29 protein-coding genes are annotated in these 24895 nt (G+C 71.2%); 13 read left to right on the plus strand and 16 right to left on the minus strand.

Going from position 1 to position 24895, the window contains the following annotated elements; translation table 11 throughout:
• Window positions 1-25: 25 nt before the first annotated feature.
• From ABZU74_RS23875 to ABZU74_RS23910, 8 genes are all read right to left on the minus strand, one after another.
• On the minus strand, window positions 26-1288 hold the full coding sequence (locus ABZU74_RS23875) for a hypothetical protein (RefSeq protein WP_355427778.1): 1263 nt from the start codon (window positions 1286-1288) through the stop codon (window positions 26-28).
• Window positions 1285-2067: a SigE family RNA polymerase sigma factor gene (locus ABZU74_RS23880; RefSeq protein WP_355427781.1), complete on the minus strand. Its 783-nt coding sequence runs from the start codon at window positions 2065-2067 to the stop codon at window positions 1285-1287. The genes ABZU74_RS23875 and ABZU74_RS23880 overlap by 4 nt, the downstream gene beginning before the upstream one ends.
• A gap of 103 nt (window positions 2068-2170) precedes the next feature.
• Window positions 2171-3046, minus strand: a complete 876-nt coding sequence (locus ABZU74_RS23885) for a PH domain-containing protein (RefSeq protein ID WP_355427784.1) — start codon at window positions 3044-3046, stop codon at window positions 2171-2173.
• A 6-nt stretch (window positions 3047-3052) separates the two neighbouring features.
• A complete protein-coding gene (locus ABZU74_RS23890; protein WP_007455302.1) occupies window positions 3053-3211 on the minus strand; it encodes a hypothetical protein in 159 nt (52 codons plus the stop codon).
• A 116-nt stretch (window positions 3212-3327) separates the two neighbouring features.
• A complete protein-coding gene (locus ABZU74_RS23895) occupies window positions 3328-4074 on the minus strand; it encodes a DUF6758 family protein (RefSeq protein WP_355427787.1) in 747 nt (248 codons plus the stop codon).
• On the minus strand, window positions 4049-4708 hold the full coding sequence (locus ABZU74_RS23900; protein WP_355427915.1) for an RNA methyltransferase: 660 nt from the start codon (window positions 4706-4708) through the stop codon (window positions 4049-4051). The genes ABZU74_RS23895 and ABZU74_RS23900 overlap by 26 nt, the downstream gene beginning before the upstream one ends.
• 51 nt (window positions 4709-4759) lie before the next feature.
• Window positions 4760-5296 carry a hypothetical protein gene (locus ABZU74_RS23905; protein ID WP_355427790.1) on the minus strand — a complete coding sequence of 179 codons (537 nt, stop codon included), beginning with the start codon at window positions 5294-5296 and terminating at the stop codon, window positions 4760-4762.
• 94 nt (window positions 5297-5390) lie between these two features.
• On the minus strand, window positions 5391-5906 hold the full coding sequence (locus ABZU74_RS23910) for a MaoC family dehydratase (protein WP_355427793.1): 516 nt from the start codon (window positions 5904-5906) through the stop codon (window positions 5391-5393).
• Between the two features lie 548 nt (window positions 5907-6454).
• Here ABZU74_RS23910 and trxA point away from each other — a divergent pair.
• From trxA to ABZU74_RS23925, 3 genes are all read left to right on the plus strand, one after another.
• A complete protein-coding gene (gene trxA / locus ABZU74_RS23915; RefSeq protein ID WP_007455291.1) occupies window positions 6455-6817 on the plus strand; it encodes a thioredoxin in 363 nt (120 codons plus the stop codon).
• Between the two features lie 154 nt (window positions 6818-6971).
• A complete protein-coding gene (locus ABZU74_RS23920; protein WP_112673919.1) occupies window positions 6972-7412 on the plus strand; it encodes a hypothetical protein in 441 nt (146 codons plus the stop codon).
• Window positions 7409-8386, plus strand: coding sequence for an HTTM domain-containing protein (locus ABZU74_RS23925; protein WP_355427797.1), 978 nt, complete (start codon window positions 7409-7411; stop codon window positions 8384-8386). Before ABZU74_RS23920 ends, ABZU74_RS23925 begins: the two co-directional genes overlap by 4 nt.
• Here ABZU74_RS23925 and ABZU74_RS23930 read toward each other — a convergent pair.
• Complete coding sequence (locus ABZU74_RS23930; protein WP_355427800.1) at window positions 8350-8769, minus strand: DUF393 domain-containing protein; 420 nt, start codon at window positions 8767-8769, stop codon at window positions 8350-8352. The genes ABZU74_RS23925 and ABZU74_RS23930 overlap by 37 nt on opposite strands.
• Before the next feature lie 93 nt (window positions 8770-8862).
• Here ABZU74_RS23930 and ABZU74_RS23935 point away from each other — a divergent pair, with 93 nt between their 5' ends.
• Both ABZU74_RS23935 and ABZU74_RS23940 read left to right on the plus strand, forming a co-directional pair.
• Window positions 8863-10929 (plus strand): intein-containing Rv2578c family radical SAM protein, encoded by a 2067-nt coding sequence (locus ABZU74_RS23935; protein ID WP_355427802.1) that lies wholly within the window; start codon window positions 8863-8865, stop codon window positions 10927-10929.
• 19 nt (window positions 10930-10948) lie between these two features.
• Window positions 10949-11356 (plus strand): CoA-binding protein, encoded by a 408-nt coding sequence (locus tag ABZU74_RS23940; protein ID WP_355427805.1) that lies wholly within the window; start codon window positions 10949-10951, stop codon window positions 11354-11356.
• A gap of 121 nt (window positions 11357-11477) precedes the next feature.
• Here ABZU74_RS23940 and ABZU74_RS23945 read toward each other — a convergent pair whose 3' ends face one another.
• Entirely contained in the window at window positions 11478-12674 is a 1197-nt protein-coding gene (locus ABZU74_RS23945) for an acyl-CoA dehydrogenase family protein (protein ID WP_355427807.1), read from the minus strand.
• A 177-nt stretch (window positions 12675-12851) separates the two neighbouring features.
• Here ABZU74_RS23945 and ABZU74_RS23950 point away from each other — a divergent pair, with 177 nt between their 5' ends.
• On the plus strand, window positions 12852-13391 hold the full coding sequence (locus ABZU74_RS23950) for a DUF4190 domain-containing protein (protein ID WP_355427810.1): 540 nt from the start codon (window positions 12852-12854) through the stop codon (window positions 13389-13391).
• A 17-nt stretch (window positions 13392-13408) separates the two neighbouring features.
• Here ABZU74_RS23950 and ABZU74_RS23955 read toward each other — a convergent pair whose 3' ends face one another.
• Window positions 13409-14314: an SDR family NAD(P)-dependent oxidoreductase gene (locus ABZU74_RS23955; protein WP_196920937.1), complete on the minus strand. Its 906-nt coding sequence runs from the start codon at window positions 14312-14314 to the stop codon at window positions 13409-13411.
• A gap of 118 nt (window positions 14315-14432) precedes the next feature.
• On the opposite strand from ABZU74_RS23955, the gene ABZU74_RS23960 reads away from it, so the two are divergent.
• Entirely contained in the window at window positions 14433-14963 is a 531-nt protein-coding gene (locus ABZU74_RS23960) for a DUF4190 domain-containing protein (protein ID WP_355427813.1), read from the plus strand.
• A gap of 75 nt (window positions 14964-15038) precedes the next feature.
• Here ABZU74_RS23960 and ABZU74_RS23965 read toward each other — a convergent pair whose 3' ends face one another.
• A complete protein-coding gene (locus ABZU74_RS23965; protein WP_355427816.1) occupies window positions 15039-15995 on the minus strand; it encodes a CoA ester lyase in 957 nt (318 codons plus the stop codon).
• Between the two features lie 125 nt (window positions 15996-16120).
• Here ABZU74_RS23965 and ABZU74_RS23970 point away from each other — a divergent pair, with 125 nt between their 5' ends.
• Entirely contained in the window at window positions 16121-16945 is an 825-nt protein-coding gene (locus ABZU74_RS23970; protein WP_355427918.1) for an SDR family NAD(P)-dependent oxidoreductase, read from the plus strand.
• Window positions 16938-17225 carry a hypothetical protein gene (locus ABZU74_RS23975; protein WP_355427819.1) on the plus strand — a complete coding sequence of 96 codons (288 nt, stop codon included), beginning with the start codon at window positions 16938-16940 and terminating at the stop codon, window positions 17223-17225. Before ABZU74_RS23970 ends, ABZU74_RS23975 begins: the two co-directional genes overlap by 8 nt.
• A gap of 148 nt (window positions 17226-17373) precedes the next feature.
• Here the strand turns inward: ABZU74_RS23975 and ABZU74_RS23980 are convergent, their stop codons facing one another.
• Entirely contained in the window at window positions 17374-18330 is a 957-nt protein-coding gene (locus ABZU74_RS23980; RefSeq protein ID WP_355427821.1) for a DMT family transporter, read from the minus strand.
• A gap of 109 nt (window positions 18331-18439) precedes the next feature.
• Here ABZU74_RS23980 and ABZU74_RS23985 point away from each other — a divergent pair, with 109 nt between their 5' ends.
• Window positions 18440-19159 carry an HAD family hydrolase gene (locus tag ABZU74_RS23985; protein WP_355427824.1) on the plus strand — a complete coding sequence of 240 codons (720 nt, stop codon included), beginning with the start codon at window positions 18440-18442 and terminating at the stop codon, window positions 19157-19159.
• An 8-nt stretch (window positions 19160-19167) separates the two neighbouring features.
• Here ABZU74_RS23985 and ABZU74_RS23990 read toward each other — a convergent pair whose 3' ends face one another.
• A complete protein-coding gene (locus ABZU74_RS23990) occupies window positions 19168-19698 on the minus strand; it encodes a hypothetical protein (protein WP_355427827.1) in 531 nt (176 codons plus the stop codon).
• A 12-nt stretch (window positions 19699-19710) separates the two neighbouring features.
• Complete coding sequence (locus tag ABZU74_RS23995; RefSeq protein ID WP_355427830.1) at window positions 19711-20580, minus strand: PhzF family phenazine biosynthesis protein; 870 nt, start codon at window positions 20578-20580, stop codon at window positions 19711-19713.
• 33 nt (window positions 20581-20613) lie between these two features.
• Here ABZU74_RS23995 and ABZU74_RS24000 point away from each other — a divergent pair, with 33 nt between their 5' ends.
• The 3 genes from ABZU74_RS24000 (at window position 20614) to ABZU74_RS24010 (ending at window position 23768) form a co-directional block, all read left to right on the plus strand.
• Window positions 20614-21900 carry a CBS domain-containing protein gene (locus tag ABZU74_RS24000; RefSeq protein WP_355427833.1) on the plus strand — a complete coding sequence of 429 codons (1287 nt, stop codon included), beginning with the start codon at window positions 20614-20616 and terminating at the stop codon, window positions 21898-21900.
• Complete coding sequence (locus ABZU74_RS24005) at window positions 21893-22543, plus strand: DUF1003 domain-containing protein (RefSeq protein ID WP_355427836.1); 651 nt, start codon at window positions 21893-21895, stop codon at window positions 22541-22543. Before ABZU74_RS24000 ends, ABZU74_RS24005 begins: the two co-directional genes overlap by 8 nt.
• Before the next feature lie 76 nt (window positions 22544-22619).
• Window positions 22620-23768 (plus strand): Mrp/NBP35 family ATP-binding protein, encoded by a 1149-nt coding sequence (locus tag ABZU74_RS24010; RefSeq protein WP_355427839.1) that lies wholly within the window; start codon window positions 22620-22622, stop codon window positions 23766-23768.
• 647 nt (window positions 23769-24415) lie between these two features.
• Here the strand turns inward: ABZU74_RS24010 and ABZU74_RS24015 are convergent.
• Window positions 24416-24838 carry a preprotein translocase subunit TatB gene (locus ABZU74_RS24015; RefSeq protein WP_196920926.1) on the minus strand — a complete coding sequence of 141 codons (423 nt, stop codon included), beginning with the start codon at window positions 24836-24838 and terminating at the stop codon, window positions 24416-24418.
• Window positions 24839-24895: the final 57 nt, after the last annotated feature.

The following is a 24895-nucleotide window of genomic DNA, read 5'->3' on the forward strand; positions in this document are numbered from 1 at the left end:
GCCCGGCTCACATGGGCCACCCGGGTCAGAAGCCCTTCACCAGGATCGGCCGGTCGCCGGGTGGCACACCGGGCACCGCAGCGGGGCTGGCCGGCCTTCCCGCACGCACGTGGCCGACGTCGACCCGGACCAGCTTCCCGGCGCCGTCGAGGTAGGCGGCCTGGGTCTCGTTGCTCCACACGACCGCCCCGGTCATCGGCGGGCCGGCCGCAACGGCGCTCACACCCGGCCCGAGCCGCTGCAGGTCGACCAGCAGGGACCGGCCGGCCTTGCCGGTCCCACCGTTCACCAGCAGCCACCGCCCGTCCGGCGAGACGCCGCCGATGCCGTCCCGGCTCAGGTCAGGACCGCAGCCGGTGCGTACCGGATCCAGGTGACGTGTCGGGGCGAGGACGGCGAGGCAGGTCCGGGCCGGATCGGTCGTGGTCACCTGGGCGACGAGCCGCCCGTCGGGCAGCCGTCCGTAGACGTTGAGGCTCTTCTGCTCGATGGTTTCGGGCAGCGGCCCCGCGCCGGGCCGCCAGAGGGTGTGACCGGCGCTGGCCGGGTCGAGTCGGACCAGCACGCTGTCGGCGACGAATCGGACGGGCTCCGCCGTCGCGGGCACCGGGGTGCGCACCGCCCCGATGAGTTGGGTGCCGACCACGCCCGCCACCAGCAGATCGCCTCCGTCGCGCCAGGCGACCTGGAGGCTGTCCGGAGCCAGGACGATCGCCCCTGCCCCGGCCAGCAGCACCTGCACCAGGCCGTCGTCCTGCACCACCCACAGGGAGCGTCCCGCGGTGCTCGGCGCGCCGACCACCAGCCAACCGCCACCGCTGGGCAGGGGCTGGACGCGTTCGGCCGGCCCGACGTCGGGCAGCACCAGCCGCCGCCCGTCGGGGTTGACCAGCGTCTCGCTGACGAGGAGAGCTGTCGACGTCTCGGGTGAGGGTGCGGGGCCGGGAATGCTGGCCGTCGGGAGCGGCCGGTTGGTCGGGTCCGGGTCGCCGATCACCACGATGGGTGACCCGTCCCGCCTGGTCTCGGCCCCGAATTGGGCCATGCCGGCGCTGAGCAGCACGGTGGTGGCAGCCGCGAGGGCCAGGCCGACCGCGGTGCGTCGACGCCGGATTCGGTTCGCGCGGCGGATGGCCTGGCCCGCCGGATCGACGCTCAGTGGGCGGGCAAGAGCGACCCGGTGCGAGAGGGTCTCCCGCACCGCACCTTCCAGCTCGTCAGGCCGCACCTGGTAGGAACGCCGTGGGCCGTCCGTCAGGTTGTCGTGCCGGCCCGGGAACTCGCTCACTGCTGCTCCCCGGAGCCCGTGCCGACGGGCACGGCCGCCGGGGCGGTGGGCAGCACGACCTGCGGGGTGATCGGACGCGGCACGGCGGGGCGCGCAGCGGCCGGGCGGGGTACGGGTCGGCCTGCCGCCTGCCCCGGCCCGGGTGTGGCAGCCGCGCCGGTGGCCGGGGCCCGGCCGGGCCGGGAATTCGGGCCCGTCGTCCGACCGGCGGCACCGGTCCCGGCTGATGCAACGGCGGCAGCGGCCGACCGGCCGGTCACGCCAGCTGCGGCGGCGAGGTCGGGTGCGTCCGCACCCAGTCGCCGGCGGAGCGTGGCCAGCGCCCGGGAGGTCTGGCTCTTCACCGTGCCCGGTGAAATGTCCAGCATCGCGGCGGTCTGCGCCTCCGACATGTCCTCGTAATAGCGCAGCACCAGCACTGCCCGCTGCCGGTTGGGCAACTGGCGGAGATGCCGCCAGAGCAGGTCACGGTCGAGTTGTTGCTCGATCTCGTCGACACCGGCTCGTTCGGGCAGCACCTCGGTCGGGCGTTCGCCGTGCCAGCGCCGCCGCCACCAACTGGTCGACGTGTTGACCAGCACACGCCGGGCGTACGGCTCGACCGCCTCGATTCCGCCGAGCCGCTTCCACGCGAGGTAGGTCTTGGTGAGCGCCGTCTGGAGCAGATCCTCGGCCGTGGCCCAGTCTCCGGTGAGCAGGTAAGCGGTGCGCAGGAGCGCGGCGGAGCGGGCCGCAACGAACTCGCGGAACTGCTCCTCCAACGAGTCCTTGCTCGCCACCGCCCACCTCCACACCCCTGCCGTCCTGGCAGAGTGCCACGTCAGGGGCGCTCTGGTCCATGACGAAAGGTGCGCACTTGCTCCGATGTTCGGTCGGAAACCTTCACGCCCCGTCGTCGGCCTTGGCCTCGTCGGCCTCCTTGCCGAGCCGCGCCTCGACCGCCTGCGGCTCGTACATTTCCTCGACGACGCGCAGGTAGAGCTCGTTCGGGTTGGGCAGGTTCTTGATCTCGCGGAGCGCCTGCTCCTGACCGGCGGACTCCAGCACGAAGGTGCCGTAGTTGAGCGCTCGGCCGGTGGGGGTCTGCTCGTACTTCATGTCGGTGACCCGGACCAGCGGCATCATCGCCACCTTGCGGGTGACGATGCCGTTGACCACCATGACCCGCTTGTTGGTCAGGATGAAACGGTCGTACCACCAGTCGGCGACTTTCCACGCCACCCAGCCCATCACCGCGAACCAGAGCAGCACGGCGATGGTGGTCAGCGCGCCGACGTCCTGGCCGGCGAGGAAGCCGGAGAGGTAGCCGAGCACGAAGGTCGCCGCGACGCCGATCAACAGCGGGTTGGTGAGGTGGATCCAGTGCCGCTTCCACTCGCCCCGGTAGCGCTCGGTGGGGAAGAGGTAGCGGGCCACCAGCGAACTGGGCTCGTCTTCCAGTGGCAGCACCCGTCGAGGGGTCGCGCCGGTCGCATCGGCGCGCAACCCGGCCAGCTCATCCTCGGAGATCTGCGGCGGCTGGTAGCCGGCCTCCGGATCACGGATCCACCCCCGACCGGAACGACCCTGGCCGGCATAGCCGGGCCCGTCGCCATAGCCGACATCGTCCGAAAGAGACGGACCGTCGGACAGGCCGGGACCGGCCCCGTAGCCCGGGCCGTCATCAGGCCCGATCCGCGGGATCGGCTCGGTGTCACGCTCGCGGCGTTCCCGGTCGGGGTCGTCCGGGTCGAAGGGTGGACCGGAGGGGCTGCCCATCGGCGGCTAGGCGACGAGGCTGGTGAAGAAGTCGCCAAACCCCTGGGCGATATCCATGATCCCGCCGCCGAGCGACTTGAACACGTCCGCCGCAGAGTTTGGCCGGTAGGCGACGAAGAAGATCAAGAATGCGATTCCGGCCCAGGTGAGGACCTTCTTGACCATGGCGGGCCATCCTCTCGCGCGGCGCCGGGTCCCATTACCGCAGCGGCACCCAGAGTATCAGTGTGGTGTCGTACAGTGAATATCTGCGTCCGTTCTCCGTCAACCCGGGAGAGTTGTCAAGCTCTACCAGGTAAGTACGGAGACGGTGCGCCGTACACGAGCTCGGGCGGAGTCCACTCGGTCAGGTCGTGTAGCACGACATCTTCCGCGAGCAGGTGACCCGCACTCGCCGGCCAGGCTATCGCATGGAGCCACATTCCCCGAGCCTCGCCGGCGTACGCGCTTCGATCCGTTGGTGAATTCACCAACCACAGTGGAGTAGGGTGCCCGCCGACCTTGATCTTCGCCTGTCCGACGTGGTCAGGATGACCCGGCCCCGGGTCGGTCAGCGCGTCGACCAACTCCGGTCCCGGATCCGGGCCGGTCAGCCCGGCGAGTCGGGTGCCCAGGCCGACACCGGGTTCCTCGGCCACGAAGACCAGGTCGGCCGGACCACCGCCGAGCGGCGCCGGGCCCGCGCAGGCCACCGCGGTCGCCCGCACTCCGGTCCGGTCGTCCCCGGCGTAGGCCACGCCGGTGAGTGTCCAACCGGGCAGCAACGGCCACGGGCACCACAACGGCGTCACCGGCGGATCGCCGGTCGCGGTGATCTGCTCCACCACGCTCGCCACGATCTCCGCTCCGATGTGCTCGGGCACGTGCAACGGCGGCACCGGGCCGCACTGCACACACCTGGAGTCGGTGTTCATCAGATCCGGCGCCCGTACCGGGCCCCCGCATCTCGGACAACTCACCGCGACACTCACAACCCCACCGTCTCCCCGGACCGCCGGCACGTCAAGCCGGAACGTCCGATTCGGCACCGTACGGGGGTTGGTCCGGTGGCGTTCCCGCGTGCGCACGGATCCAGGCGTGCATGGCGATTCCGCTGGCCACACCGGCGTTGATCGACCTCGTCGAGCCGTACTGGGCGATGGAGTAGAGCTGGTCGCACGCGGCGCGGGCCGGCGCGGAGAGGCCGGGCCCCTCCTGGCCGAACAGCAGCACGCAGTCCCGCGGCAGGGTGCCGGTCTCCAGCGGACGCGACCCGGGCAGGTTGTCGATGCCGAACACCGGCAGGTGCCGCTCGGCCGCCCAGGCGACGAACTCCTCGATCGTCTCGTGGTGCCGAACGTGCTGGTACCGATCGGTCACCATCGCGCCACGCCGGTTCCACCGTCGCCGTCCGACGATGTGCACCTCGGCGGCGTTGAACGCGTTGGCGTTGCGCACCACAGTGCCGATGTTGAAGTCGTGCTGCCAGTTCTCAATCGCCACGTGGAAGCCGTGCCGGCGCCGGTCCAGGTCGGCGACGATCGCCTCGTGCCGCCAGTAGCGGTAGCGGTCGACGACGTTGCGCCGGTCCCCCTCCGCCAGCAACTGCGGGTCGTAACGGCTGTCGTCCGGTGGGTCCCCCGGCCAGGGGCCCACGCCCACCTCAAGCTGGTCGTCGGTCACGGTCATCAGAGGGTACGGACCGCGTCGGCGCTCGGCGCGACGACCTGCCGGTCAGCCCAGGTCGAGGGCGGCACCGAGCCGGTCCAGGAAGCGCCGGTCCGCCGGGCTGGCCGGTGGGTCCGCCCGGCGCGCGCCGGTGCCGGGCACCGCGCGGCAGACCCGGGCCGCGACCGACTGCACCCACTGGCGGTACGCGGCCGAGTCGGCGGGGTCGGCCCGCCGCCGGAGGACCCTGCTCGCCGCCCGACAGGCGGCCAACAGGTCCACCAGGTCGGTGAGCCGCTCGGCGGGTTGCGGGGTGCCGTCGTGGCGGGCGTAGATCGTGGCGACCACCGCGCGGACCAGGTCGCTGTCGGAGGCCCGGCCCGCGGCCACGGCGTCCAGGCCGGCGAGGCTGGCCATGACGCCACGCTCCGTCCGGCCGGGACCGGGCGCCGCAGCGGCCACGAGGACCCGACCGGGCAGGCTGGTGAGCAGGTCCCACTCGGCGGCGGAGTAGACAGCGGTGGTCAAGGGTGCGGCTCGGCGGCCGGCAGAGGGCGGCTCTCCGGCGACGGAGTGGCTCATCGGAACCTCCGGCGTCAGCATATGCCCCGAGACGGGAACAGGGCCCCTTCCCCAGCAGACCCGCGACTGGGGAAGGGAGCCCGGTGCTCGTCGACGGTCGAGCCCGCCGCGACGGTCAGCGCGGCTCGGGGAAGCTGGGCCGCTCCGGGTCCACTCCGTCGGGCGCCGCAGCCTCCGCGTACTCCCGCTTGGGGACCATGACCTTGCGTCGGAAGACGCAGACCATCGTGCCGTCCTGGTTGTAGCCGCGAGTCTCCACCGACACCACGCCCCGGTCGGGTTTCGAGCCGGACTCACGCTTGTCCAGCACTGTGGTCTCGCCGTAGATGGTGTCGCCGTGGAAGGTCGGCGCGACGTGCCGCAGCGACTCGACCTCCAGGTTGGCGATCGCCTTTCCACTCACATCGGGCACCGACATGCCGAGCAGCAGCGAGTAGATGTAGTTGCCGACCACGACGTTGCGCTTGAACTGGCTGGCCGTGGCGGCGTAGTGCGCGTCCATGTGCAGCGGGTGGTGGTTCATGGTGAGCAGGCAGAAGAGGTGGTCGTCGTACTCGGTCACGGTCTTGCCCGGCCAGTGCCGGTAGATCGCGCCGACCTCGAACTCCTCGTAGTAGCGACCGAACTGCATGCTGGTCCCTTCGACGGGCGGCGATGGAGTTCGACACAGCATGCCTTACCGATGGTTAAGGCGACCCCCGGGGCGCGACGGCGGCGGAAATGTCACACCGGTCACTCGCCTGGGGGGAGACGCAATGAGCGGCGGGGCCCTCCCCGGCACCCGCCGCCCACGCTCTGATGTGAGGAATTCTGCCCTACGCCTGCGTAGGTTCAACAGAGATCGGGGTCACATTTATCTTTTTGTAACACTACTGTCCGTGACGAAGAGGAGGTTGATCAGCGATCTCCGCAGGCCGGATACCTCCTTGTCAATGCCCAAGTTACCGATTCGTAGAGCTCAATCGGGTGGATCTCCCTGGAAACGCTCCCATCACGGCAGGTCACGCAAGTGCGTCGTGCACTTGCGTTCCGCAGGTCGGGTATGAACAGACGTGTGTCGATGACCGGCGGCACCCCTCGGCAGCCCCGAGCACGTTTCGTGCCCCACCGCCCGGGAATTCGATACGGTCAGCCCTGGTTCTACGGGACGTAGATAAACCGCGGTGATCGGAGAGTGCAATGGCAACCGTTGAGCTGACCTCGACGAACTTCGACGAGGTGACCGGCAACGACGGCATCGTCCTGGTCGACTTCTGGGCCGACTGGTGTGGTCCGTGCAAGCGGTTCGCCCCGGTCTACGAGCGCTCCTCGGAGAAGCACCAGAACATCGTCTTCGGCAAGGTCGACACTGAGGCTCAGCAGGAGCTGGGCGCCAAGTTCGACATTCGCTCGATCCCGACGATCATGGCGATCCGCGACGGCGTCATCGTCTTCGCCCAGCCGGGCGCGCTTCCCGAGTCCGCGCTGGAGAACCTGATCGAGCAGGTCGAGGCGCTGGACATGGACGACGTCCGCAAGCAGCTGGCCGAGCACAACCACTGAGTCGTCCGCAGGACGACACGGAAGGCCGGGCCCGATGCGGGCCCGGCCTTCGTCGTACCCCGACAAAATCCCGCATGATCACCTGCCCGGTCAGGCCGAACTGGCCGTCGGAGGGACCCGGGGCAGTCGGTACATCCCGTATCGTCACGACCCGATGGAGAACCTGACCACCCGCGGGCGCGTGACCCGACTGGGCGCGACCGCACTCGGTCTCGTCCTGCTCGTCGTCGGCACCTTCTGGGGCAGCGACGACGACTTCCCGTTCGGCCCGTTCCGGATGTACTCCACCTCCAACCCGCCGAACGCACCCGCACCCGACACCCGGGTCGAGGGAGTGAACAGCTCCGGGGCGGTGATCGACCTCGACCAGAACGCGACAGGCATCCGCCGCGCCGAGATCGAGGGTCAGCAGGCCCGGTACGCCGCCGACCCGACGCTGCTCACCGAGGTCGCCGACGCGTACGCCGAACGCCACCCGGACGCCCCCGCGCTGGTCGAGGTCCGCATCGTCATCCGCTGGCACGGCATCCGCGCCGGTCGACCTACCGGCCAACACACCGACCAGACCGTCGTCCGCTGGCAGGCCACCCGATGAACCGCTGGCTGACCGAGGCCGTACCCCGGGGCCGGGTGGCCGCCTTCCGCACCCTGATCTACCTGTTCGTCGCCGCCGATCTGGTGATCTTCACCCCCTGGGTACGCACCCGGGTCAGCGTGCCCGGCGACCTGTACCGGCCCCTCCTGATCGGCCGCCTGCTCCCACTGCCGACGCCAACCGAGACGCTGGTGACGGTGATCTTCTGGGCGTTGCTGCTGCTCGCCCTCCTCGCCGCCACCGGACGGGCGCCCCGGCTGCTCGGCTGGGCGGTGTGCGCGCTGTACCTGGAATGGATGATCATCGCGATGAGCTACGGGAAGGTCGACCACGACCGGTTCGGGCTACTCGTCGCACTGGCCGTGCTGCCGACCGCCGGTCGCGCCCGACACGGCGACACCACCCGCACGGAGGCCGGTGGCTGGGCCCTACGCGTCACCCAGATAGCGGTGATCTGCACGTACTTCCTGGCCGCCTTCGCCAAGCTGCGCTTCGGCGGTCTGGACTGGCTGACCGGCTCGGTCCTGGCCCGCGCGATCATCCGACGCGGCACCGACCTGGCGGACCTGATCGCCCAGGTGCCGCACCTGCTGATCGTCGCCCAGTTCGGCATCGTGGCGTTCGAGCTGCTGAGCCCGGTGGTCTTCCTGCTGCCACCCCGCTGGCGACTCGCCATGGTCGGTTTCTTCTACTCGTTCCACGCGGTCACCATCGCGACCATCACGATCTCGTTCGCGCCACACCTGGCCGCGATGACCAGCTTCCTCCCGCTGGAGCGGGTGCGCCCGCTGGTCTGGGCGCGCCGGCTCGTCGGCCGCGACACTGCCAGGTCAACGACCACGGATGCCCCGGAACCGCGCCCGGCGGGCGTCGACCCAGGGCCGGTGTCGCCCGAGCAGGGCACGGTGGGAGCCGGCGCGGAGCGAGCGCTCGACGATCAGGCGCCGGTGGTCGGGCGACCGGTCGGGCCGTAGAGCCTCTCCCGGGCCTCCTGGGGCAGGGAACAGGCCGCCGTGCCACCGGGGAGCCGGTGCCGGTTGCGCGCCACCCAGCGGTACAACGGCCAGGCCGCGGCGCGCGCCGGCGGGAACCGCAGACCCGCGCCGGCGACCCGCCAGAGCGGGCCACTCGCGGTGAGCAGCTTCGCGATGGCATCCGGACCCGCGGCGCGTGAGCCGTCCGCGCCGACCCACTGCACGGCCTCCTCGCACTCGGCCACGGTGAGGCCGAGTGCGTCCAGATCGGCGAACTGCCAGGGCACCACCCGCGCGGCGGTGGGGATGCGGCGCTCGATGAACTGCGCGCAGCTCGTGCAGAACGCGCAGTCCCCGTCGTAGACGAAGGTCGACGTCTCCATGGTGCCCATCCTCCCCTCTGCGACCACCCGTACGCCCGCCGGTGTACGGCGGGTCACTTGCGCTTGCCTCGTACACGTGTTCGAATGATGGCTATGCGCTGGGACAACCTCACCGCTCCCCCGGTCGAGGGAGACCCCGAGCGGGCAGCGCCAGCGACGCCACCCCTGCCGCTGGCGCTGCCCGGCGCCGTCGCCCGCACCTTCGACACCCCCGAGTTCGCCGGGATGACCTTCTACGAGGTGCAGGCCAAGTCCATCCTCAACCGGGTGCCCGGGCAGTCCCGCGTCCCGTTCGAATGGACGATCAACCCGTACCGGGGCTGCTCTCATGCGTGTGTTTACTGCCTGGGTGCGGACACCCCGATCCTCATGGCGGACGGCCGCACGAAGCCGATCAGCGAACTGGAGCCGGGCGACCGCATCTACGGGACCGAGCGACGGGGCGCGTACCGCCGATACGTGATCACCACCGTCCTCGACAAGTGGTCCACGGTGAAGCCGGCCTACCGGGTCACCCTGGAGGATGGCACGACCCTCATCGCCAGCGGGGACCACCGGTTCCTTTCTGAACGTGGCTGGAAGTACGTCACCGGGGCCATGAATGGCAACGCCCGACGCCCCTACCTGACCACCAACAACCGCCTGATCGGCACCGGTCGTTTCGCCGTTGGGCCCAAGGAGTCACCCGACTACCGCCGGGGCTACCTGTGCGGCATGGTCCGCGGAGACGCGCACCTGGGCACATTCTCGTACTCGTACGGGACGGTGCACCGGTTTCGGCTGGCGTTGGCCGATGACGAGGCATTGAGCCGCAGCGAGCGCTACCTCGCGCTCGAAGAGATCAAGACACAGCGCTTCGATTTCACCCCGGCCAGTCCCACACGACGCGCAGTGGCCGCCATCCGAACCTCTAAGCAGCGGGACATCCTGGCGATCACCGAACTCGTTCGGTGGCCGGTCGAGCCCAGTGACGAATGGCGGCTCGGCTTCCTGGCCGGCATCTTCGACGCGGAGGGCAGTTGCAGCAGAGGCGTCCTGCGCATCAGCAACAGCGACGACGCCATCCTCGACCAGACGACGGCAGCATTGCGCCATTTCGGTTTCGCCTGCGTGCGAGAAGACCGCGGCCTACCCAACCGTGTGCGGGCAATCAGGCTGACCGGGGGTCTCGCCGCCCGGCTCCGGTTCTTTCACCTGACCGACCCTGCCATCACCCGGAAGCGGTCGATCGAGGGTGGCGCACTGAAGCATCAGGGCGCCCTCCGGGTTGTCGGCATCGAGGCACTCGGGCTGGAGCTGCCGCTCTGGGACATCACCACTGGCACCGGGGACTTCATCGCCAACGGAGTCGTCAGCCACAACTGCTTCGCCCGAAACACGCACACCTATCTCGATCTTGATGCCGGTGCGGACTTCGACCGGAAGGTGATCGTCAAGGTCAACGCCGGGGAGCTGGTCCGGCGGGAGCTGGCCGCCCCGCGCTGGCGGGGCGCGCACGTGGCGATGGGCACCAACGTCGACTGCTACCAGCGCGCCGAGGGCCGTTACCGGCTGATGCCGCAGATCATCGGTGCCCTGCGGGACTTCGCCAACCCGTTCTCGATCCTCACCAAGGGCACGCTGATCCTGCGCGACCTGCCACTGCTGCGTCAGGCCGCCGAGGTGACCACTGTGGGCATCTCGTTTTCGGTGGGGTTCGTCGACGAGCACCTCTGGCGCACCGTCGAGCCGGGCACACCGGACCCACGCCGCCGGCTGGACGCCGTCCGGGCGCTCGCCGACGCCGGCTTCTCCGTCGGCGTGCTGATGGCCCCGATCCTGCCCGGCCTCAGCGACAGCGACGAGTCGATCGAAGCCACCGTCTCGGCGATCGCCGCCGCTGGTGCGACAAGCGTGACCGCCCTGCCCCTGCACCTGCGACCCGGCGCCCGGGAGTGGTACGCGCACTGGCTCGCCCGCGAGCACCCACACCTCGTGCCCCGCTACCGCGAGCTCTACCGAGCCGGCGCGTACGCCCCGCAGGCGTACCAGCGGGAGTTGACCGCGCGGGTGCGGATCGCCGCCCGCCGGCACGGGCTGCACCGCGGCGAGCGGGGCGACAACCGCAGCCTGCCCGAGCCGCCGCCACAGTCGGCGGCCGAGCAGCTGACCTTGCTGTAGTCGGAGCTACAGTCGGCGGGTGCGTACCGCTCAGCAGATCCTCGCCGACTCCGCCGTGATCGCCGTCGTGGGCGCGTCCCGCGACCCGTTCAAGGCCGCGCACGGCGTGCCGTTGCAGATGCAGCAGTACGGCTGGCGCATCATCCCGGTCAACCCGACTGTCGACGAACTGTTCGGGGAGCGGGCCTACCCGACCCTCGCCGACATTCCGCACCCCGTCGACCTGGTGGACGTGTTCCGACCGGCGGCCGACGCCGTGCAGGTGGTCCGGGACGCGGTGGCGATCGGCGCCCCTGCGGTCTGGCTGCAACTGGGCATCGTCTCGGCCGAGGCGCGGCGGATCGCCGAGGAGGCCGGCATCGACTACGTCGAGGACCGCTGCCTCATCGTCGAACGCGCCGCCGCCAACCTGACCCGCCTGACCTGACCCGACCTGAGCCGCCCGCCCGCCCCGCGATGTTGCACCTGCTGTCCCGGCATAGCCCACACAAGGGTCATTGGGGCACCCGAAAGTGCAAGATCGCGAGGGCGGGGCGGGCAGGTACGGGTCAGAGCTTGTATTCCTTGAGGAGGCCTCGGGAGATGATCGTCTTCTGGATCTCCGAGGTGCCCTCGCCGATGAGCAGGAACGGGGCCTCCCGCATCAGCCGCTCGATCTCGTACTCCTTGGAGTAGCCGTAGCCGCCATGGATGCGGAACGCCTCCTGGACGACCTCGGCGCAGTATTCCGAGGCGAGCAGCTTGGCCATCCCGGCCTCGACGTCGTTGCGCTGACCGGCGTCCTTGAGCCGGGCGGCGTTGACCATGAGGGCGTGCGCGGCCTCGATCTTCGTGCCCATCTCGGCGAGCTTGAAGGCGATCGCCTGATGCTTGGCGAGCGGCTGACCGAAGGTCTTGCGCTGCTGGGCGTAGCTGACCGCCAGCTCGAAGGCGCGGATGGAGATGCCGCAGGCGCGGGCGGCCACGTTGACCCGGCCCACCTCGATGCCGTCCATCATCTGGTAGAAGCCGCGGCCCACCTGGTCGGCGCCGCCGAGGATCGCGGAGTCGGGCACGGTCACGCCGTCGAGCACCATCTCGGTGGTCTCGACGCCCTTGTAACCCATCTTCTCGATCTTGCCCGGGATGGTGAGGCCGGGGGCGGTCTCGCCGAACCCCGGCTCCTTCTCCAGCAGGAAGGTGCTCATGTTGCCGTAGACGGAGTCCGCGCCGGTGTCGGTCTTGACCAGGGTGGCCACCACCGAGGAGTACGCCCCGTTGGTGAGCCACATCTTCTGCCCGTTGAGCACGTAGCGGTCGCCGTCCCGGACGGCGCGGGACTTGATCGCGGAAACGTCGGAGCCGGTCTCGGGCTCGGACATGGAGAACGCGCCGCGCACCTCGCCGGTGGCCATCTTCGGCAGCAGGCGGGTCTTCTGCTCGGCGGAGCCGTGCTGGGAGATCAGGTACGCCACGATGAAGTGGGTGTTGACGATGCCGGAGATCGACATCCACCCTCGGGACAACTGCTCCACCACCAGCGCGTAGGTGAGCAGTGATTCGCCGAGCCCGCCGTACTCCTCCTCGATGGTGAGGCCGAAGAGCCCCATCTCGCGCATGCCGTCGAGGATGTCGGTGGGGTATTCGTCGGCGTGCTCCAGCCGCTGCGCGTGCGGGATGATCTCCTTGTCGGCGAAGTCCCGAACGGTCTCCAGGATCGACTGTTGCACATCGGTCAGGCCGGGCGTCTGGGCTAGTCGGGCCATCTCAGCCTCCGGGGATCCGCGCACTACTCGTGGGTAACTGAACGCTGGGTCAGTATCGGTCTCGCGGGTCGGCGAGGCCAAGGTGACCAGTCCACACAACCGCTGTGAAAAGGTTCACCGCTGCGGGTAGCGTCCGGCAAGAGGGACTTTTCCGGCACCGGCAGGAGGAGTGCAGCTGTGAGCTACCCGCCGCCGTCGGGACCGCCCGAGGACGAGCAACCGCCGTCACCCTACGAGCCGCCCAAGGACCAGTCGCCGTACGCGCCACCACCGGCCGGCCAGCCGCCGTACACGCCGCAGCCGGACCAACCGGCGTACGAGCTGCCAACGGAACGATCACCGTACGGGCCGCCGGCGGGCGAACCGTCGCCGTACGGCCACCAGGGGCCGCAGCAGTCGGCGCACTGGAGCCAGCAGCCGCCGTACCCGCCGCAGGGCCCCTACGGTCAGTACGGCCCACCGCCGGCCGGGCCGGGTCGGGGAACGAACGTGCTGGCGATCCTGTCGCTGGTGTTCGCCTTCGTCTTTCCGCCGGCCGGCGCCGTCCTCGGCCACGTGGCCAAGCGGCAGATCCGCGCCAGCGGCGAGGAAGGCGACCAGCTCGCGACCTGGGGGCTGATCCTGGGCTACGTCTTCACCGGGCTCACCGTGCTGGCCTGCTGCGGCTGGCTGGCGCTGGTGGCGTTCGGCAACACCGGCGACAGCGGCGGCTACTGACCGACGGGCCGGCGCGATCAGCGAAAGCGGGCCTCGCGGACGCTGTTGCCGCCGTCTACCACCAGCATCTGCCCGGTGATGTACGAGGCGGCCGGCGAGCAGAGGAAGCTGATCGCCGCGGCGACCTCGTCCGGCGTGCCCGGTCGCCCCACCGGGGTGCCCAGCCCCTGCTTGATCTCCGCCATGGTGGACGCCGCGGTGTAGATGGTGCCGGGCGCCACCGCGTTGACGGTCACGCCGTCGGCGATCATCTCCATGGCCAGGGCCCGGGTCAGCCCGACGACCCCGGCCTTCGCCGCGGCGTACGCGGCCTCGGTGGGCAGGGCGTTGACCGGCCCGGCCGTGGCCGAAAGGTTGACGATCCGACCCCAACCCCGCTCGGCCATCCCCCCGATGAACGCCCGGCTGCACAGGAACGCGGTGGAGAGGTTGCGGTCGATCTCACCGCGCCACTCGTCGTAGGTCAGCTGCGCTACCGGCCGCAGCACGCCCTGGCTGGCCCGACTGGCCAGGCCGGCGTTGTTGACAAGCACCTCGACGTCGCCCAACTGCTCGGCGACCGCGTCGGCCAGCGCGCCGACCTCGGACTCGTCGGTCAGGTCCGCGACGAAGCCGGTCACCCCCAGCTCGGTCGCCCGCTCGTGGATGCGTCGGGTGGTGGAGACGATGGCCACCCGAGCACCCAGGTCGGCGAGTCGCCGGGCGGTGGCGTACCCGATGCCGTCCGGACTGCCCGCCCCGGTGACCAGGGCGACCCGCCCGTCGAGGCGCATCGTGACCGGGTCGGCGAGCGCGACCGGCTCGTCCGGGCCGGGGCTGCCCGCCGGGGCGGCCGTCCGGGCGCGCCGGGCCGCGCCCGGACGGCTGACGTCCCGTCGGGGTCGACTGCCGGAGCGGTCCGCGGCGCGCGCGTCGAATGCCATGCCAGGGATCCTGCCCGTTACGACCGGCCCGAGCAACGCGGCACCCGGAAGCGGGGGCGTCGGGTTTGGGCGGCGATGGCTACCCTGTCTCCGCACCCCGACCTGACGGAGAGTTCGCATGACAAATCCCCCGCCGCCCGGCAACTGGAGCGATCCCACGTGGTCGACCCAGCCGTCGAGCCCCGCAACGGACCCGACCCTGGTGGCCGGTCAGCCGGTGCCCCCACAACCTGGCCCGTACACCCCCGACCCGTACGCCCCGGTCGACCCGTACGCCGGCGCGCAGCCGCCAGCGACCCAGCCGATGCCCGGCTACGCCCCGCCCGGCTACGCCCCGGCCGGCTACCCGCCGCAGTACCCCGGCTACGGCTACCCGCAGCCGCCGAAGACCAACGGGCTGGCCATCGCGGCGTTCGTGCTGGCCCTGATCGGTTTCACGTCCTGCATCACCGCGCCGATCGGCGCGATCCTCGGACACGTGGCGCAGAAGCAGATCCGGCTCAGCGGCGAGGGCGGCGCGGGGATGGCGAAGGCCGCCATCATCGTCGGCTGGATTCTCACCGGGCTGTTGGTTGTGGTGATCGCCATCTACGTCGCCGCGATCATCTACGCGATCGCGACGAGCGACAACAGCAGCAGTAGCTACTGACCGGCGGGCGGGCCGACGTACCGCCGATTGTCGAGCCGGATCGACAGCCGGCGGCTGTCGTCCCGGCCCGGCCGGTCACTGCGCCGGTGGGGTGAACGACGAGGTACGGCTCATCCCGGCGGCCCGGCCCTTGGCGGCGACCACCAGCGCCATCTTGCGGGACGCTTCGTCGATCATCTCGTCGCCGAGCATCACGGCGCCCAGCCGGCCGCCGGCCTCCGAGGTGTAGTGCTCGTACGCGTCGAGGATCAGCTCGGCGTGGTCGTAGTCGGCCTGCGCCGGCTGGTAGACCTCGTTGGCGGCGTCGACCTGGCCCGGGTGCAGCACCCACTTGCCGTCGAAGCCCAGCGCGGCCGAGCGCTTGGCCACCTCGCGGAACCCGTCCACGTCGCGGATCTGCAGGAAGGGGCCGTCGATGGCCTGCTTGTCGTGCATCCGCGCGGCCATCAGGATCCGCATCAGGATGTAGTGGTACGGGTCGCCCGGGTAGTCCGGGATCAAGCCGCCGACCACCATCGACTTCATGTTGATCGACGCCATGAAGTCGGCCGGGCCGAAGATGATCGTTTCCACCCGCGGCGAGGCGGCCGCGATCGCGTCCACGTTGACCAGACCGGCAGCGTTCTCGATTTGCGCCTCGATGCCGATCCGGCCGACCTCCAGGCCGATCGTCTTCTCGATCTGGGTGAGCGTCAGGTCCAGCCACTGCACCTGGGCGGCGGTCTGCACCTTCGGCAGCATGATGCAGTCCAGGTTGGCGCCGGCGCCCTCGACGACCTCGATGACGTCCCGGTAGGTCCACGGGGTGGTCAGGTCGTTGACCCGTACCACCCGGGTCTTGCCGGCCCAGTCACCCTCGTTGAGGACGGCCACGATGTTCTTGCGCGCGTCCGGTTTGGCCAGTGGGGCGACGGCGTCCTCCAGGTCGAGGAAGACCTGGTCGGCCGGAAGCCCCTGGGCCTTACCGAGCATCTTCACGCTGGAACCCGGCACGGCGAGGCAGGACCTGCGGGGGCGACCGACTGCGGCCATGGATGCGCTCCTTCCAGCGTCCGGCGGGCATGCCGACGCCACCTGACTCCGAAGAAAACTTAACGATCCCAAAGGGCGTGGTGACGCCACGGTAACCTCGCGCCATGACCGGGGTGAATGGACCTGTGGAAGATCTCACTGGGCGCCGACTGGTGGTGGTGACCGGGGCCAGCTCCGGCATCGGGCTGGCCGCCGCCGTGCAGCTGGCCTGCCGTGGCGACCAGGTGGTGCTGGTCGGGCGGGACCCGGCCCGCCTGCAGGCCGCAGCCGTTCGGGTACGGGAGAACTCCGGTGAACGCCCGGAGCTGTTCCGGGCCGACTTCGCGATCCTCGACGACGTACGCCGGCTGGCGGAGCAGCTCCGGACCGCGTACGACCGGATCGACGTGCTCGCCAACAACGCCGGCGCGATCGCGCTGCAACCACTGAGCACCGTCGACGGCTTCGAGATGTCGATCCAGGCCAACCACCTGGCCCCGTTCCTGCTGACCAACCTGCTCGCCGACCGGGTTGGCCGGGTGGTGGTGACCGCCTCCGGCGCGCACCGCTTCGGCGCACTCGACCCGGACGACCTGAACAAACCACTGCGGGACTACCGGCCGATGGGCGCGTACGGCACCAGCAAGCAGGCGAACGTCCTGTTCACCGCCGAGGCCGCCCGGCGCTGGCCGAACCTGTCCGCGTACAGCTTCCACCCCGGAATGGTCCGCACCCGGTTCGCCAACGACAGCAGGCTGGTCGCGTTCGGGATGCGTTTCATGCCGTTCCGCAGCCCGGAGAAGGGCGCCGAAACCCTGGTGTGGCTTGCCAACCAGGAGCACTCCCGGCTGATCAACGGGGGTTACTACATCGACCGTCGACCGCGTCGGCCCCTCCGGAAGGCCGCCGATCCGCAGCTCGCCGCCCGGCTCTGGGCGGCGAGCGCCAAGGCCGTCGGTCTCGATGACTGACCGGGCGGGTGCGCTGACCCTCGTCGCGGTCGTCGAGTTCGCCGTCGGGGCCGCCGGGCAGCGCTACGAGGATGCCGTGCTGGCCCTGCTCGGACGGCACGGCGGCCGGTTGGAGCGGCGACTGCGCGGCACCGACGGGCAGACCGAGGTGCACGTGATCCGGTTCGACGGGCGGGCTGGCTACGAGTCGTTCCTCGTCGACCCGAACCGGGCGGCCCTGCGTACCGCCCTCGGCGACGCCGCCCCGACGACCCCGGTCATCGAGGTCCACGAGGCCTGACCGGCGGCGGCGGTCGTCGCCCTGGCGGTGGCATCGGACCTCCACCAGGGCGAGCCACGGATTCCCGGCAGCACCGCGCGACCTCGATGGTGGCGATCAGCTGACCAGCCTGGTCGCGGACCACTTCGCCGCGTACCTGCGAAGGCCGTCAGTCGTTCAGCGGCGTCGGGTCGGCCGGCAGGGCGGTGGGTTCCGGCCGGCGAGCGGCCCGACCGCCGCCGAGCACCACCACCGCCACCCCGGCCAGCAGCAACGCCATGCCGAGCAGCGCGTACGGGCGGGGAAGCTGACCCAGCCAGGCCCAGCCGAGCACTGCCGCGCCGGGCGCCTCCAACAGGATCAGCACGCTCACTGTGGTCGCCGGGATCTTTTGCAGGGCGTAGTTGAACATCGAGTGCCCGAGCAGTTGTGCGCCGGCCACCAGGGCCAGGATGGCCAGCCAGGTACGCCCGTCGAACCCGGTCAGCCGTACGCCGCCGACCAGGCACACTGCCAGCAGGATCAGCGCGCAGATCCCGTAGCAGATGGTGGTGTAGGTGGTGGTGCTGATGCTGGTCCGGGCCCGTTCCCCGAAGGCGGTGTAGACGGCCGCGAACAGGGCGCCGACCAACGCCAGCACGTCACCGAGGACGGCCCGACCGGAGACCCCCACGTCCACCCCGGTGGCGACCGCCGCGCCGCCGACCGCGACCGCGATGCCGATCCACACCACCCGGGGCAGCGGACGCCCCTGGGCACGGGCGATCAACCCCTGCCAGACCGGTTGGGTGGCGACCAGGGCGGTCGAGGTGGCGACCGAGGTGAGTTGGGCGCTCGGCACCCAGGTCGCGAAGTGCCCGGCCAGGACGACCCCGGACAGGACGCAGAACAGTCCCTCCCGCCGACCCGCGCCCATTGTCAACCTGCGGAACTCGGCACGACGCCGGACCAGCGCGAAGGGGCTCAGCACGGCCACCGCGAGCAGGTTGCGCCAGAACGCGATGGCCAGCGCGGGGGCGGCGGCGTACGCGATCAGCGGAGCGGATGACGACACGGCGACCACGGCCAGGCCGACCGCGCCGGTGGTCAGTGGATCCACTGTCGGCCGGGGTGAAGGTGGTGGCACGGGACGTAATCCTCACACGTATGACGGTCAGCACGGAGGGTCATCGCTCCGTTACGATCACGCGGTTCCGCGCCGGCGACCCCCTCGACCGCCCGGAGGCGTTCCCCTCATGCCCAGCTACCAGGCGGTGCTGTTCGACTTCTTCGGCACACTGACCCGTTCGGTGCAGCGCGGTGTCGCACACCTCGGCACCGCCGAGCTGCTCGGTTGCCACACCGACACGTTGACCGAGGTGCTGGACCGCACCTACTACGAGCGGGCCACCGGCCTTCTCGGCAACGCGGAGGCGACCCTACGCTGGGTGTGCGCCCAGGCCGGCGTACACCCCAGCGACCAGGCGGTGCGGGCGGCGGTGGCGTCCCGGCACCAGGCGGTCCGCGCGGACACCTGGCTGCGGGCCGACGCGGTGCCGGTGCTGGCGGCCCTGCGCCAGCGCGGCCTGCGCACCGGCGTGATCAGCGACTGTACGCACGAACTGCCCGCCTTCCTGCCGCAGCTCGCGATCGCCCCGCTGCTCGACGTACGGGTCTTCTCGGTGCAGGTCGGGCGGTGCAAACCAGATCCGACGCTCTACCTGACGGCCTGCCAGCGGCTCGGGCTCGCGCCGGGCGACTGCCTCTACGTCGGTGACGGCGGCAGCCAGGAGTTGACAGGCGCCCAGCGGGCCGGGATGACCGCCGTCCGGCTCGCCGCACCGGATCTGGCCACACACCTGGTGTTCAACGCAGAGCGGAACTGGCGCGGCCCGACCCTCGGCACCCTGGGCGAGGTGCTCTCCCTCGTCGACGCCGACGCCGACGTCGCGGGCGTCGGCGGCCGGTGCGACTGATCAACTGATCAGCGGCGGCGGACCCGGTGCAGCCGGAACGGCTTGCGGGTGGCCCGGACCGCCGGAGTCGGCCGGGGCGGCTCGGCCTGCGCGTCGGCCGGCAACTCCTCTCCGAACAGCGGCGTACCGGCCGGGGCGAGCCGGTTCACCGCGCATCCGTCGGCGACCCACCGGGCCACCAGGTCGGCGGTCGGACCGGGCGCGTTGAGGCGCTTCGCCGCCACCAGCGGCGCGATGGTGTCCCACGCCTCGGTGCCCGGCAGCAACCGGCTCACCCGGGCCGGCCAGGTGACGATCCGACCACCGTGGTCGCCGCGCAGGGTGACCTGGGCCTCGGTCGCGTCGGCCAGACCCGGCGCGGCCTGCTCGCCCGGCCCACTGACCACCAGGAGCGCGCCCTCCAGCGGGACGCACCAGAGCGCGAGCGCCGGCCCACCGGCAACACTGACCCAGGCTACGGCGGCCTTCTTCATCGCCTCGTCGACCAGGGGGGTGCCCCCGGGGGCGTCCTCGTCCGTCACACCCGCATCCTCCCGCATCGGCGCCTCCGCTCAGCCCACGAACGGCGGCACGGCGATCTCGCCCCGCGCCACCGGCATCACCTGACCGGCGACCGTCGCGCCGACCGCCACACCGTTCGCCGCGGTGACAGTGCAGGCCAACGCGGACGGGCGGTTCATCTCCACGCCCTGACGGACCGCGTACTCCGACCGCCCCTCGCCGGGCAACAGACCACTCTCCACCAGCCAGACACCGAGGCCGAGCGCCGCCGAACCGGTCGCCGGGTCCTCCGGAACACCCATCCCCGGCACGAAGACCCGGGCGTGCGCGGTTTGCGCGGCGGCGTCCCAGGAGAAGACGCTGACGTGCGACACCCCGTACCGCTGCGCCGCCGCCGGGTTCACCCGGGCGCGGGCCACCGACTCCGGCCGCACCGGCAGGTACGGAAACTCCAGCCCGCAGCCGGCGACCCGGGGGGCCGGCCCGACGTGGTCGTCGGCGACCAGCCCGGCGATCTCCAGCAACGGCTCCGGGTCCAGCTCCGGCCCGAGGGTCGGAGCGCCACCGGTAAGCGTCGCCCCGGACGCGGTCACCTCGATCGGCAACACACCGGCCCGGCACTCCTGGGTGACCTGCCCCACACCGAACATGCCCCGCCGGCACGCGGTGACCGCCGCGCCGACGCTGGGATGCCCGGCGAACGGCAACTCCTCCACCGGAGTGAAGATCCTGGCCCGGTAGGTGCTGCCGACCTGGGTCGGCGGCAGCACGAACACCGTCTCGGACAGGTTGAACTCCAGCGCGAGCGCCTGCATCTGCTCGGTGGCCAGCGCCTCCGCGCCGAAGACCACCGCCAGCGGGTTGCCGGCGAATGGGCGATCGGTGAAGACGTCCACGATCTCGTAGGCCAAGGTCGACATGTTGATAAACACTAGGCGCTTAGGCTGGTGCCCGTGAGTACGCCGACCCGGGTCTACATCGCCCGCCTCGCCGGAGTCGCCGTCTTCGACCCGAACGGCGATCAGGTGGGCCGGGTTCGTGACGCCGTGGCTCGGCTCCGCGCGACGAAGCGTCCGCCCGAGGTGGTGGGACTCGTCGCCGAGATGCCGATGCGGCGTCGGATCTTCCTGTCCATCAACCGGATCACCTCCATCGACGCGGACGCCGTCGTACTCGGCTCCGGCACCCTCAACCTGCGCCGGTTCGAGAAGCGCCCGAACGAGCTGCTGGTGCTCCAGGAACTGCTCGACCGGCGGGTGCAACTCGACCCGGGCGGCCAGCCCGGCGCGGTAGTGGACGTCGCGATGGAGTGCACCCGGGGCGGCGAGTGGTCGCTGACCCGTGTCGCCGTACGCGAGCAGACCGGTCGGCTCAGCCGCCGCGGCCACCTGCACCAGGTCGAGTGGGACCGGGTGCGCGGGCTCAGCGGCATCGCCGACAACCGGGGTACGGCCAACCTGCTCGCCGTACTGGAGGACATGCGCCCGGCCGACCTGGCCAACGCGTTGCAGGATCTGCCCGACGCGCGGCGCAACGAGGTCGCGGCCGCGCTTGACGACGAGCGGCTGGCCGACGTGCTCAGCGAACTGCCGGAGCACGACCAGGTGGAGATCCTCGCCGCCCTCGACCGGGAGCGGGCCGCCGACGTGCTGGAGGAGATGGACCCGGACGACGCCGCGGACCTGCTCAACGAGCTGCCCCCACCCGAGCAGGACGTGCTGCTGGACCTGATGGAGCCGGACGAGGCCGACCCCGTACGTCAGCTGCTGAAATACACCCCGGGCACGGCGGGCAGTGTGATGACCTCGGAGCCGGTCATCCTGCCACCGGACGCCACCGTCGCCGAGGCGCTGGCCCGGATCCGGGAGCCACAGCTCTCCCCCGCCGTCGCCGCGCAGGTCTTCGTGACCCGGGCACCGCAGAACACGCCGACCGGCCGCTACCTGGGCATGGTGCACTTCCAGGCGCTGCTGCGCGAGCCCCCGGCCGACCTGCTGGGCAAGGTCGTGGTCAACGACATCGACCCGCTGCGCCCCACCACGCCGCTGCCGGAGATCACCCGCCGGATGGCCACCTACGACCTGGTCGCCATGCCGGTGATCGACCGGCACAACCGGCTGGTCGGTGCCGTGACGGTGGACGACGTGCTGGACCACTCGCTGCCCCGGGACTGGCGGGACCGCGACGCCCTGGCCGCCTCGGGCACCACCGACCCCACCCTGGACGGCGCGGATGGCTGACCAGCGGCGGACGGAGCGTCTCGACCAGCCACGCGAGCCCCGGGGCGTGAAGCTGCCCCGGTTCGACGCGGAGGCGTTCGGTAGGTGGTCGGAGGGCATCGCCAGGGGCATGGGCACCGCGAACTTCATCGTCGTCATGACCGTGGTGATCACGATCTGGTTCGTCTGGAACACGTTGGCCCCGGCGAACCTGCGCTTCGACCCGTACACCTTCACGTTCCTGACCCTGGTGCTGTCGTTGCAGGCCAGCTACGCGGCCCCGCTGATCCTGCTGGCCCAGAACCGACAGGCCGACCGGGACCGTGTGGCCCTGGAGGAGGACCGGCGGCGAGCCACCGCGCAGAAGGCGGACACCGAGTATCTGGCCCGGGAGATCGCGGCCCTGCGGATCGCGCTGGGTGAGGTCGCCACCCGCGACTTCCTCCGTTCCGAGCTGGCCCGGCTGGCCGAGGAACTGGACGAGATGGGGCAACGCCGGCAACGACTGGAGCGCCGCCAGCAGGAGAAGGACAGCCGGCAGGAGCGCCGTGGCCAGCGGCCGACCGACGGTGTCGGCCTGGACGAACCTCGCGACGACCTGGATGGCGACTTCACCCGGGAGTCCCGGCCGGACGGCACCGGCCCGCGCCGGTCGGAGGGCTGACCGGCAGGTCATCGATTGGCTCACACCGCCCCGGGCAACGGCGGCAGCGGATGCCCCGCGACGTAGCATTGCGGGCATGTCAGCCCCCGTGAGCACGGTCGAGGACGCGATCCAGGCCGCCCTGGCCACCGTCAACGACCCGGAGATCCGCCGGCCCATCACCGAGCTGGGCATGGTCCGTTCCGCCACGATCGGTGCCAGTGGTGTCGTCCGTGTCGAGCTGCTGCTCACCGTCGCCGGCTGCCCACTGAAGGACAAGCTGCGCACGGACATCACCACCGCCGTCGCCGCGGTGCCCGGCGTCACCGGCGTGGAGATCGACTTTGGGGTGATGACCCCCGAGCAGCGGCAGTCGTTGCAGTCGCAGCTGCGCGGCGGCGGCGCCACCGAGGAGCCCGTCATCCCGTTCGCCCAGCCCGGCTCGCGCACCCGCGTCTACGCGGTGGCCAGCGGCAAGGGTGGCGTCGGCAAGTCCAGCGTCACGGTCAACCTGGCGGCGGCGCTCGCCGCCCGTGGGCTCTCCGTCGGCGTGGTCGACGCGGACATCTACGGCCACTCGGTGCCCCGGATGCTGGGCGCGGACGGCCGACCCACCCGGGTCGAAGACATGATCATGCCGCCCCAGTCGCACGGCGTGAAGGTGATCTCCATCGGCATGTTCACGTCCGGCAACGCCGCCGTCGTCTGGCGCGGCCCGATGCTGCACCGGGCCTTGCAGCAGTTCCTGGCCGACGTCTACTGGGGCGACCTGGACGTCCTCCTGCTCGACCTGCCGCCGGGCACCGGTGACGTGGCCATCTCGCTGGCCCAGCTCCTGCCCAACTCGGAGATCCTCATCGTTACCACCCCGCAGACCGCCGCCGCCGAGGTGGCGGAACGGGCCGGCGCGATCGCCCTGCAGACCCACCAGCGGGTGGTCGGCGTCATCGAGAACATGTCCTGGCTGGAGCTGCCGGACGGCTCCCGGATGGAGGTCTTCGGCGCCGGGGGCGGCACTGCCGTCGCCGAGTCGCTGAGCCGGACCATCGGCGCGCAGGTGCCGCTGCTCGGACAGATCCCCCTGGACACCCGGGTCCGCGAGGCCGGCGACGCCGGTAACCCGATCGTGCTGGCCGCGCCGGAATCCCCGGCCGCGCAGGCACTCGGCACGATCGCCGACCGGCTCGCCGTGCGCCGCGAGTCACTGCTTGGCAAGCCCCTCGGCCTCAAGCCCGCCGGCCGCTGACCCACCCCGAGCACCCTCAGCCCGTCGGCCGCTGTTGGCCGGCGGGCTGAACCGCGTCGCCGGGTGGTCCAACCAGGCCGCCACGACGTGGCCGGCGTGGGCTGGCGACCGGCGTGGCTTGACGGCCGCTCGCGGTTGGCGGCCGGTCGGGGTTGGCGGCCGGCGCGGCTGGCAACCGGCGTGAGCTGACCGCCGGTCGAGGGCTGGCAACCGGCGCGGGCAGACGACCAGCCGAGGGCTGGCGGCCGGCGTGGCAGGCGGCCGATTGGGGCTGACCGCCGGTCGGGGTTGGCGGTCGGCGTGGCCTGACGGCCGGCGTGAGCTGACCGGCGGCCGAGGGCTGGCGGCTGGCGTGGGCTGACCGCCGGCCGGGGGCTGACCGCCGGCCGGGGGCTGACCGCCGGCGGGCTGACCGGCGTGGGCTGACCGCGCCGGTGCCGGCGGGCGTGGCCGGCATGGTCAACTCGGGTTCCAGGAAGTCGGCCCTTCAACCGGCCTGGAATACCGCGACTTCCGGAAACCCGAGTTGATCAGAGCAGGCGCCGGGCCCAGGCAGGACGATCCAGCCGATTCTGGGCAGCGCGGGCACTAGCCGGCCAGGCTACGGGTCGGCCAGGCTACGGGTCGATCAGGCGGCTACGGGCCGATCAGGTGGCGTCGTCGTAGCTGGCCCGAGGGGCCGGGGCCGAGGGAGTGCTGGTGGCCGTCCCGGACCGGGCCTCGTTCGACCGCAGGTCGGCAGCGTTGGCCACGTCCTTCAGGTCGTTGTGCACGCCGCTGACGTCCGCCCGCAGGTTGTCGTAGACGCCCTGCAACGGCTTGCGGATCGCCGCCTCGTCCTCCTCGCTGAGGAGGTGCTTGCGGATGAACGCCTTCGGGTGCAGGTCTTCCAGCTGGATGTCGGTGCCCAGCTCGCGGCTCAGGTCGCCGGTGGCGTTGCGGGCCATGTTGCGCAGGTTGCGCACCAACCGCAGGCCGTCGGTGATCACGGCGGGGAGCCGGTCGCCGAAGATCAGCAGCGCCAGGAGCAGCAGCGCCCCGATTTCCCACCAGTTCAGGTTGTCGAGCATCCCGCGGGCCTCCTCTCGGCGTCAGCAGCAAGACTACGCACGCCGGACCGCTTTCGG

Source organism: Micromonospora sp. NPDC005171, from assembly GCF_040608575.1.
Classification (GTDB): domain Bacteria; phylum Actinomycetota; class Actinomycetes; order Mycobacteriales; family Micromonosporaceae; genus Micromonospora.